The organism is Salinivibrio sp. EAGSL (genome assembly GCF_013366455.1).
Classification (GTDB): Bacteria; Pseudomonadota; Gammaproteobacteria; order Enterobacterales; family Vibrionaceae; genus Salinivibrio; species Salinivibrio costicola.
On sequence record NZ_JABWMG010000032.1, the window covers coordinates 1 to 9,970 of the forward strand.

The window sequence follows — 9,970 nt, forward strand, 5'->3', positions numbered from 1 at the left end:
GGTTATGAGCCCGACGAGCTACCAGACTGCTCCATCCCGCGTCCGTAACATCAATTATGCTTGATGTGGGCAAAACTTGGAGCGACATACGAGGTTCGAACTCGTGACCTCGACCTTGGCAAGGTCGCGCTCTACCAGCTGAGCTAATGTCGCCTATGCAATTAAGCGTTGCATCACGCTTTGTAAAAATTGGTTGCGGGAGCTGGATTTGAACCAACGACCTTCGGGTTATGAGCCCGACGAGCTACCAAACTGCTCCATCCCGCGTCCGATTTTACTGTGCACCTAGAGGAACTTGGAGGCGCGTCCCGGAGTCGAACCGAGGTACACGGATTTGCAATCCGCTGCATAGCCACTCTGCCAACGCGCCTTTGTTTTGTTTCCGTCTCTGCGGTACGGGGAGGCATTCTACGGATAAACGTGATCGAGTCAACACTTATTATTTAATAAAAGTTTCAGATGGCTGTTTTACAAACAAAAGCGTCAAACTTCGACCAATCCGCTGTTATTTTCAGCATTTATTACTGCCATTCCCCTATTCGTTGCTAAAAATCTCACGCGTCTTTCCTAAAAATTTCACGCGATCGCATGGACGAGGCGTAATGCGATAGTGACTTGTTCACCGCAGGCGATCAGCTTGCTTTACTTAGCCTCTTCACTGTTTAACCAACGAAACGTCAGGTTGATTCGCTCACCCAGCGGCTTTTGCGTTTTGGGCACACTATGTTGCCAGTGGGTTTGCGTCTCGCCTGCCATCACTAACAGTGAGCCATGATCGAGTAAAAACTCACGCTTTAGCTGTCGCTTGGGGTGACGGAATAAAAACCGACGACTCGCGCCCAGACTCACCGAGGCAATGGTCGGCTGCCTCCCCAATTCCAATTCATCGTCTCTATGCCAGCCCATGTAATCGCTACCATCTCGATAGAGATTGAGCAAGACGGTATTGAAACGGGCGTGGGTGGCAGCTTCAACACGCGCTTTCAAATCCAGTAACTCTGGTGTCCAAGGGCGGGGAGATAATGTGAGTCCACTGTAGGTATAAGCATGATCACCATACCAAGCTAATAAGCGCGGCTGCATCACGGTCCGCCCAAACATCGAAATAGGAAGTTGCTGCCAAGCCGCTTGTTCGCGAAGCGATGTAAAAAACGCGTCCGCTTGATTGCTCGCTAGCCAGTTTGGGGACCAATAGACGTCAGCTTGGGGCATAGCCACACCTTGCTGCGGATCAAACGTCGTGTCGGTAAAAAAACATTGTTGCTGTGGGGGGCGTGCCATACACAATTGTCACCTCGGTTCTCATATGGCATTCAGTATGGCTGTGGTTAACGAATTGGATCAACACGTCGGCCACTCATGCCATTTAACCGATACCAACCCGCAATACTAAACCGTTGCCTTTTGGCCGGGAGCACTTCATGGGGAAACGCTTCGGATAAAAAAGTGACCAGCCGTCCCGCTTTGGGCCACAGCGTTTGGCGATGCGACCCATCAGGGTTGTAAATCACGATTTCACCACCGTCTTGCTCAGACCAATCGTGGTTTAGATAGAGTACCGTCGTGACTTTACGATTTGATCGTCCCTCAAACGCATCATAATGTTTGGCATAAAAATCACCGGGATTGTACTTAGCAAAATGCGCCTCGTACTCAAACAACCCCAAGAATAAATGCCGATTGAAGGCGTACTGCAAATTCGCCATTTTATCCAAAAGCGTATCGATAGCGGGCGCCGTATCACGTTCTAACCAATAGATTTTGTCGCGACGAATTTGGGTATTGGTATGCTGTTTACGCTCTCGGCCGATTGCCGCTTGATTCCACTGAGCGGGTAAGCATGCCTGCAAATCGCTAACCGCTTGCGCCGATAAAAAATCGTCACAAACACTAAGGCCATGAGTCGCAATATCATCGATGATGGTCAGTTCGTTCAAATACTTATCTCCGCCGCCAATTAGAACGGTTACCTTACTGCCTTTTGACTGGGGGGCAACCTATTTTCTTTATCGTGACGATAAGGACTATTTATCGAACCGTCTGTGTCATCACCCATATCACTCACCTTGTATTCGGCGCGAGTTTAGGGGGCGAGCACGGCATTATGCTACTGTTTAGCGGAACCTTTAAAAAGGCCGAGATTGATCAAGAAAAGGCTTTTATACAGAGTCTGGGTGCAATATTATGCGCTCGACGTGTACTCGGCCAGTCAGCCATTGAAGGACCATGATAATGAAGAAAATCACTCACGGAATCACCGCAACAGCACTTGCACTTGCACTCACGACGGTATTCGCAAGCGGCGTCCATGCTGAAGATAAGGTGCTCAATCTTTATAATTGGGCAGAGTATATGCCCATGGATGTCATTGAAGCGTTTGAAGAAAAATACCAGGTTGATGTGAACTACTCGACATTCGAGAGTAACGAATCCATGTATGCCAAGCTTAAGCTGCTAAACAGTGAAGGCTATGATCTGGCGTTTGCCTCAACCTATTTTATTGAGCGCATGATCAACGAGGATATGCTCGCTAAAATTGATAAAAGCCAGATTGGTCATTTTGACCAGTTACGCCCAGGCTTGCTCGGCCAATCATTTGATCCAAAGAATGACTACTCGCTTCCTTATGTTTTTGGTGTCACGGGTATTAGCTACCACAGCGATTACATCGACGGTAGCAAAGTGACAAAATGGGCAGATTTATGGCGCGACGATTTTCGTGGCCAAGTCATGCTGCTGAATGATGTGCGTGACGTGTTCGGGATGGCGTTAAAAGCCCAGGGCCATAGCATTAACAGCACCGATGAAGCGGAAATTAAGCAAGCCTATCAGTCCCTACGCGATCTGCGTGATAACGTGGTGGTTTATAACTCCGATGCGCCACACGTCCCGTTTATTACAGGCGAAGTCAATATTGGTCAGCAATGGAATGGCAATGCCCATATGGCTCAACAAGAGGTCGATGGGATTGAGTTTGTCTATCCACAAGAGGGCGCGATATTATGGATGGATAATTTTATTATCCCGAAAAACGCTGAGCACAAAACCTTGGCGCACCAGTTTATCGACTTTATGTATCAGCCTGAAAACCAAGCAAAATTAGTCGAAGAGTTTGGCTACCCCGCCCCCAACACTGGCGCCGCGGAGTATTTAGATGCCGACCTACGAGAAAACAAAACGATTTTCCCGTCTGATGAAGCCGTCAATAACGGTGAATTTACTGATGATGTTGGTGAAGCGGTGAAGATCTACCAAAAATACTGGCAAATGCTGAAAAGCTAAACAGTGACGCTTTTCGAGCTTACGCCAACCGTAGGCCCTCGCTGATAGAGGGCCTTTGATAATAAGGATGTTGCCTGATGATTGATTTTCGTTCTGACACAGTGACTCAGCCTGACGAGGCGATGCGAACGGCGATGGCGAATGCCCCCGTCGGCGACGACGTGTATCGCGATGATCCTAGCGTCAATACACTAGAAGAGTGGGCCGCTTCACGCCATGGCTTTGACGCTGCCCTCTTTACTGCCTCAGGAACCCAAGCCAACCTACTGGCCTTAATGGCCCATTGTGAGCGTGGTGATGAATATTTATGTGGTCAACAGGCCCATAATTATAAGTATGAAGCCGGAGGCGCCGCCGTATTAGGCTCGATTCAGCCCCAACCGATAGACAATGCCCCAGACGGCAGCCTTCCCTTTGATAAGCTCGCGGCTGCAATCAAGCCAAACGATTTCCATTTTGCGCGAACGAAACTCTTAAGCTTAGAAAATACCATCGGCGGTAAAGTTTTACCTTTATCCTACCTAGCCGAGGCGCGCATTTTTTGTGATCACCATAAGCTGCAATTACACCTCGATGGCGCGCGCGTTTACAATGCGGCAGTCGCGTTAGGCGTCGATATCACCGCCATCAGTTGTCACTTTGATTCAATGACCATTTGTTTATCCAAAGGACTTGGCGCCCCCGTTGGCTCTCTTCTTCTTGGTTCTCAAGCCTTTATCAATAAAGCAAGACGCATACGGAAAATGCTCGGTGGGGGGATGCGCCAAGCGGGAATTTTAGCGGTTGCCGGTCAGAAAGCACTCAATGAAAATGTTGATCGCCTGGCTCAAGATCATGCCAATGCGCAGTACTTAGCGAGTGAATTGCATCAACTTGACGGCTTTTCAACTGACGCTTATCAGGTCCAAACCAATATCGTCTATGTCGATATCGCCGATACGATCGAGCGTACACGGCTTCAAATGCGGCTGATTGAGAAGGATATTCGTGTCACATTCAGTGGTCATCCCGCTCGTTTGGTGACCCATAAAGACATCAGCCGTGAGGATATCAATACCCTTATTCGTGCGATAGCCGACTCTCTTTAGCCGCTATCATCGAAGCGCTGACTTTCTTCCTTCGCGATAAAATCGATAAAAAGCGGGCACATTAGCCCGTTTTTTGTTTATAAAATAACCAGCCGATGTAAAACTGTGACCCTATCATCGCTTTCTCCACCAAAGTCACTAAAACAATCACTTACAGTCGCTACACTAAAATCAGTAACGATTAAACGCCAATACGGGGACAGCCATGGCTCTCACTCAGCTCACCAGCGACCGCTTGTATCGTGAATCTAGCTTGAAACACAGCGACATTACGTCAACCAAGCATCTTGCGCCACTTGACGAAATTGTCGGTCAAGATCGTGCTCGCCACGCCGTTGAATTCGCGATGTCAATTAAAGAGAAAGGTTACAACATTTACGCCATCGGTCAGAACGGACTCGGTAAACGCACCATGATGATGCGCTACCTTAACCAGCACTGGCAGACTGATTCACCCGTTTATGATTGGTGCTATGTTGCGAATTTCCAAGAAGCACGTTCACCACAAGTCCTAAAACTCCCCGCGGGAAAAGGTAGTGAATTAAAAAAGCATATTGAACAGCTCATGGGTAAGCTCGCCAATGCCCTGCCAATGGCGTTTGATAATGAAATGTACTACCAACGTGCGGAAACATTAAAAAATCAACTCACTGAGCGGCAACAAACGATTCTGCAAGGTTTAAGTGAAACCGCAGAAAAAAACAGTGTTAGTCTTTCTATCACGCCACAAGGGGATTATCAGTTCGTTGCCCTTAACGGTGAGGAGCCACATACCGAAGACACCTTTGATGCGTTATCACAAGATGAACAGATGGCCTTCGGTAAAGTGATAGATAAGCTTGAGACTGAATTACGCGGCGTTGTTCGCCAACTGGGTGAATGGGAGTCAGAATACGCAGACAAACAAAAAGCGCTTGATGAAGACATTGGTCAAGAAGTGATTGCCACCCATATCGCGCCACTGAAAAAGACGTTCGCAGATCTGCCCGAGATCATCACTTTTCTCGAGGCAATGCAGGCCGACATGCTGGAACACCTTGATATTTTTTTAGAAGACAGCGAAGAGCAAGCGGCACTCGCCTACGCGGCGTTAGATAAAAAGCTCCCTCGCCGTTATCAAGTCAATGTATTAGTTAGCCAACACGACGCGCAAGCCCCCATCGTGGTCGAAGACAGCCCCAGCTATCACAATTTATTTGGCTATGTTGAAAACGCCACCTTTAAAGGCACGGTCTTCACTGACTTTTCTCTCATTCGCGCCGGCAGTTTCCATCGCGCCAATGGCGGTGTGTTGATGATGGATGCCATCAAAGTGCTCGAAAAACCTTACGTATGGGAAGGCATTAAACGTGCCTTGAGCAGTCGTCAGCTCAGCGTCAGTGCGCTAGAGCGAGAGGTAACCCTCAGCGGAACCGTGTCACTCGATCCGGCCCCCATTCCACTTGATCTCAAAATTGTTTTATTTGGCGATTATCAAACGTATCAGCTTTTACAACGCTACGATGCAGAATTCAGTGAGCTGTTCCGAGTCACAGCAGATTTTGAAGATGACATGCCGCGAACAGAGAGTACTGAGCACCAATACGCCAAATTTATTTCCAGCATTATCCATGATGGCAACCTGTTGCACTGTAGCCGCGGTGCTATCGCTCGTATTATCGAGCACAGTGCACGACAAGCTGAGGATCAAAACCGTTTGTCGCTTCATTCAGCTGACATCGCTAACTTATTGCGCGAGTCCAATTACTGGGCCACGCAAGCAAAAGCGAATACCGTTGGCGCGCTGCATGTTGAAAAAGCCCTTGCCAGTCGAAACATGCGGGTAAGCCGCTTACGAGACAGCATGATGCAGAATGTAGAAAACGGGGTAACGTTGATCAACACCCAGGGAACGGCTCTCGGCCAGATTAACGGCCTGTCAGTGCTCAGCACCTCTGACTACAGCTTTGGTTTACCTAATCGTATTACCGCGACCACCGCGTTTGGCGAAGGTGAAGTACTCGATATAGAGCGTAGCGTAAAACTAGGCGGGCGTATTCACTCAAAAGGGGTAATGATTTTATCCGCGTATCTTGCCACGCTTTTGGGTAAAACCGATAAGATCCCGCTTAAAACGCATCTGACCTTTGAACAATCGTATGGCGGCGTCGACGGTGATAGCGCCTCCATGGCGGAATTTTGTGCGATTTTCTCGGCAATGACTGAGGTGCCACTGCGCCAGGATATCGCCATCACAGGATCCATGAACCAATTTGGCGAAGCACAACCGATTGGCGGTGTGAATGAAAAAATCGAAGGCTTCTTTGACGTCTGCACACTCAAAGGGCCAAACCACCAGCAAGGGGTAATTATTCCTGCCACCAATATTCAGAATCTGATGTTGCGCAAAGATGTGGTGCTGGCAGTTGAAAAAGGCGAATTTCATATTTATGCCGTTTCGCACGTCAGTGAAGCACTCTCGCTTTTATCAGGAGAGAAAGCGGGATTCGGTCCCGAGGGTAAAGCCCCCAACGGACTATTGACCATCGCGATGGATAAACTGAACAATCAACGCGATGCACATCGTACTTCCGCAAGTTAAAGACAGCGGCCACACTGGCCGCTTTTTGCTTCTTAGTTCACATCAGGATCGTCACTTCTCATTGTGGCAGCAATCACGTTATTGACTTTCACCATAGCTTGATCCGACGCAAAAAAAATAGCGACCTTTGCGCGTAATATGCAATGAAAACCATTCTTATTTGGATCTCGCATTATGAAACTGTCAACGCTTGGTCGCGGTCAGTCCGCGCGTATTACCAGTGTCCATCATGTGCCCGCTGTTATCCGTCACCGCCTTGCTGTTATGGGATTAATCCCGGGCACCGCGGTGGAGCTGGTTCGGCGAGCACCGCTTGGAGACCCATTACAAATCCGGCTCGATAACGAACAACTCGTCGTTCGTCGTGACGTTGCCAAATTGATTGATGTGGAGACACTGTAATGGGAAAAAAACGCATTCTTCTTGCCGGTAACCCAAACTGCGGCAAAACCACATTATTTAATGCGTTAACCGGCTCTCGCCAAAAAGTCGGTAACTGGGCTGGTGTCACGGTTGATAAGAAAGTCGGCCAGCTCACGTTCAATCAAACAGCGAACGACAATACAGAGTGTGAAATTACCGATTTACCCGGTTTATACGCCCTAAATGCAGGCTTTGATGCCAGTCTAGACGAACAAATCGCGACGTATTCAATTGATAGCCACGACTGTGATGCGATCATTAACGTGCTAGACGCCAATAGTCTTGAAAGAGGACTGTACCTTACCTTGCAATTACGCGAGCGCGGCGTCCCGATGATAGTGCTGATCAATAAGATGGATCGGTTAGATCGCAACGGACAACAGCTCGATATCGGGAAGCTACAAGAATGGCTTGGTTGTCCCGTGCTTACCGTTACCGCATGCCAAGCCGACAGTGTGGCGACTTTCCGCCATCAGCTCGCCCACATGATGATGGAACTTCCGCATTGCGACGCCATGCAGTTAAACTATGGTGAGCATATCGAGGCATGGATCCAATCTCATCTTGGCGCCCCGTTTGCAGGCTCGGCAGCGGCACAAGTGAATCAACGCGCCCATTTGCTTGAGTGCCTAGAGCGAGATCGTTTGCCCGATGGCAATGATACGTCCCTACAAGCGTCATTTTCCCAGGCTTGCCAATCGCTGGCCGGACAAGATACCGACATTCTTATCGCCGATACACGCTACAGCTATATTCGCGATCTGGTACATGACACACGACGCGAGCACCGCCATTTAAGCCGCAATAAAACCGAAAAACTCGACAAGGTGATCCTCAATCCTTTTTTATCGCTGCCTATTTTGCTTGCCGTACTCTATGCCATGTTCGTATTTGCCATCAATATTGGCGGCGCCTTTATCGACTTTTTTGATATCGCCGTTGGCGCTGTTTTAGTGGATGGCACCCATCAACTATTAGATGGCATATTGCCCGAAGCGATAGTGACACTCGTTGCAGATGGTGTGGGTGGTGGTATTCAAACCGTGGCGACCTTTATCCCGGTGATTGCTGGGCTGTATCTTTTTCTCACCGTTCTAGAAAGCACCGGTTACATGGCGCGCGCCGCCTTTTTGCTCGATGGTTTGATGCAAAAAATTGGCTTACCGGGTAAAGCATTTGTCCCCCTGATCCTCGGCTTTGGCTGCACAGTGCCTGCCGTCATGGCAACGCGCACTCTTGAGCAAATTCATGAGCGCAAAACCGCCGCAGCAATGGCCACCTTTATGTCCTGTGGTGCACGGCTCCCCGTTTACGCCTTGTTTGCCGCAGCGTTCTTCCCGCAAAACGGACAAAACCTGGTATTTGCGCTCTACTTACTCGGGATTGCAGCGGCCGTGCTCACTGGTTTGATTTTGCGCCACACCCTTTATCCGGGCCAGAGTGAAAGTCTGTTAATGACACTGCCGGACTACGAGCTCCCTCGTATGCGCCACGTGTTGAGTCATACCTGGCAAAAGCTGCGCCGTTTCGTATTGGGGGCAGGTAAAACCATCGTCATTGTGGTAACCCTCTTAACTTTCTTTAACTCTCTCGGTACCGATGGCAGCTTTGGCCATGAAGATAGCGAGACCTCCGTGTTATCGAAAGCGGCTCAAGTTGTCACCCCTGCTCTCTCACCCATTGGTATCGAAGAAGATAATTGGCCAGCTACTGTCGGCTTAGTGACCGGACTATTCGCCAAAGAAGCAGTGGTTGGTACCTTAAATAGCCTCTATGCCCCAACCAATGCAGAACAAGACGAAGGCTCGATCAGTGATGCGCTTGTTGACGCCGTTCAAAGCATTCCGGAAAACTTATTTGGCATTGATTACAGCGATCCATTCGCGATGAGCGTGGGTGAGATAGAAAACACCGAAGCCGCTGCGCAAGAGCAAGCAGTGAGTATGGCAACGTTTGACAATTTACACCGCCAATTCACGACGACGGCCAGTGTTATGGCTTATCTGATTGTGATCCTACTGTATACGCCCTGTGTTGCCGCGATGGGAGCTTATACCCGTGAGTTTGGCCGTCGATTTGCGCTATTTATCGCGGGATGGTCAATGCTCTTAGCTGTCAGTGGTGCCACCCTGTGCTTTCAAGTCAGTCAAATCGGCGTGGCGACCACTCAGGCGACAGTTTATATTGTCAGCCTTTCTGCCCTACTGATTACCGTGATCGGCGTAATGCGTTATGTTGGTCGCCATCCTCATTGGTTTAAGGAGACCTATTATGATCCTGCAAAAGCTCAAAGCCAGTGTCACTCAGGCGGGTGTCATTAGTCGAGAAGCGCTTGCAAAAGAGTACGGCCTCAGTCCCGACGGTATTGAGGCCATGATGGAGACTTGGATCAGGCGGGGCACGATCATCCGCCAATGTACTTGTCACGATCAACAAGAGGTTCAATACCGTTTAGCGCATCATAACGAAATACAATGCTTGAGTATGGTATAGCGAGACATACAAAAACGGCGACCATTAAGGTCGCCGTTTTACTTTGTAATGGTGCCCCGGGCCGGACTTGAACCGGCACAACGCGAACGTCGAGGGATTTTAA

Annotated in this window: 9 protein-coding genes and 3 tRNA genes; 6 read left to right on the plus strand and 6 right to left on the minus strand. The window is 49.1% G+C overall.

Annotated elements, in window-relative coordinates; translation table 11 throughout:
* Positions 1-77 precede the first annotated feature (77 nt).
* From HLG76_RS14270 to HLG76_RS14290, 5 genes are all read right to left on the minus strand, one after another.
* A tRNA-Gly gene (locus tag HLG76_RS14270) sits at positions 78-153 on the minus strand.
* 37 nt (positions 154-190) lie between these two features.
* Positions 191-267, minus strand: a tRNA-Met gene (locus tag HLG76_RS14275).
* A gap of 29 nt (positions 268-296) precedes the next feature.
* Positions 297-370, minus strand: a tRNA-Cys gene (locus HLG76_RS14280).
* A gap of 272 nt (positions 371-642) precedes the next feature.
* Complete coding sequence (locus HLG76_RS14285) at positions 643-1,212, minus strand: alpha-ketoglutarate-dependent dioxygenase AlkB (RefSeq protein ID WP_051109683.1); 570 nt, start codon at positions 1,210-1,212, stop codon at positions 643-645.
* Positions 1,213-1,328: 116 nt separating this feature from the next.
* The gene (locus tag HLG76_RS14290; RefSeq protein WP_021023132.1) at positions 1,329-1,937 is read right to left on the minus strand and encodes a 2OG-Fe(II) oxygenase; all 609 of its coding nucleotides are present in this window, start codon (positions 1,935-1,937) and stop codon (positions 1,329-1,331) included.
* A gap of 295 nt (positions 1,938-2,232) precedes the next feature.
* On the opposite strand from HLG76_RS14290, the gene HLG76_RS14295 reads away from it, so the two are divergent.
* The 6 genes from HLG76_RS14295 (at position 2,233) to HLG76_RS15225 (ending at position 9,867) form a co-directional block, all read left to right on the plus strand.
* Entirely contained in the window at positions 2,233-3,282 is a 1,050-nt protein-coding gene (locus HLG76_RS14295; RefSeq protein ID WP_175993894.1) for a PotD/PotF family extracellular solute-binding protein, read from the plus strand.
* Between the two features lie 77 nt (positions 3,283-3,359).
* Positions 3,360-4,370 carry a low-specificity L-threonine aldolase gene (gene ltaE, locus HLG76_RS14300; protein WP_175993895.1) on the plus strand — a complete coding sequence of 337 codons (1,011 nt, stop codon included), beginning with the start codon at positions 3,360-3,362 and terminating at the stop codon, positions 4,368-4,370.
* A gap of 205 nt (positions 4,371-4,575) precedes the next feature.
* Positions 4,576-6,951 (plus strand): Lon protease family protein, encoded by a 2,376-nt coding sequence (locus HLG76_RS14305; RefSeq protein ID WP_175993896.1) that lies wholly within the window; start codon positions 4,576-4,578, stop codon positions 6,949-6,951.
* A gap of 174 nt (positions 6,952-7,125) precedes the next feature.
* Positions 7,126-7,353, plus strand: coding sequence for a FeoA family protein (locus HLG76_RS14310; protein ID WP_021023136.1), 228 nt, complete (start codon positions 7,126-7,128; stop codon positions 7,351-7,353).
* On the plus strand, positions 7,353-9,695 hold the full coding sequence (gene feoB, locus HLG76_RS14315; protein WP_175993897.1) for a ferrous iron transport protein B: 2,343 nt from the start codon (positions 7,353-7,355) through the stop codon (positions 9,693-9,695). The genes HLG76_RS14310 and feoB overlap by 1 nt, the downstream gene beginning before the upstream one ends.
* Positions 9,646-9,867 (plus strand): FeoC-like transcriptional regulator, encoded by a 222-nt coding sequence (locus HLG76_RS15225; protein WP_158011336.1) that lies wholly within the window; start codon positions 9,646-9,648, stop codon positions 9,865-9,867. The genes feoB and HLG76_RS15225 overlap by 50 nt, the downstream gene beginning before the upstream one ends.
* Here the strand turns inward: HLG76_RS15225 and HLG76_RS14840 are convergent.
* On the minus strand, positions 9,779-9,970 hold a 192-nt coding region (locus HLG76_RS14840), incomplete at its 5' end, for a hypothetical protein (protein ID WP_217706602.1). The two genes, HLG76_RS15225 and HLG76_RS14840, sit on opposite strands and share 89 nt — an antisense overlap.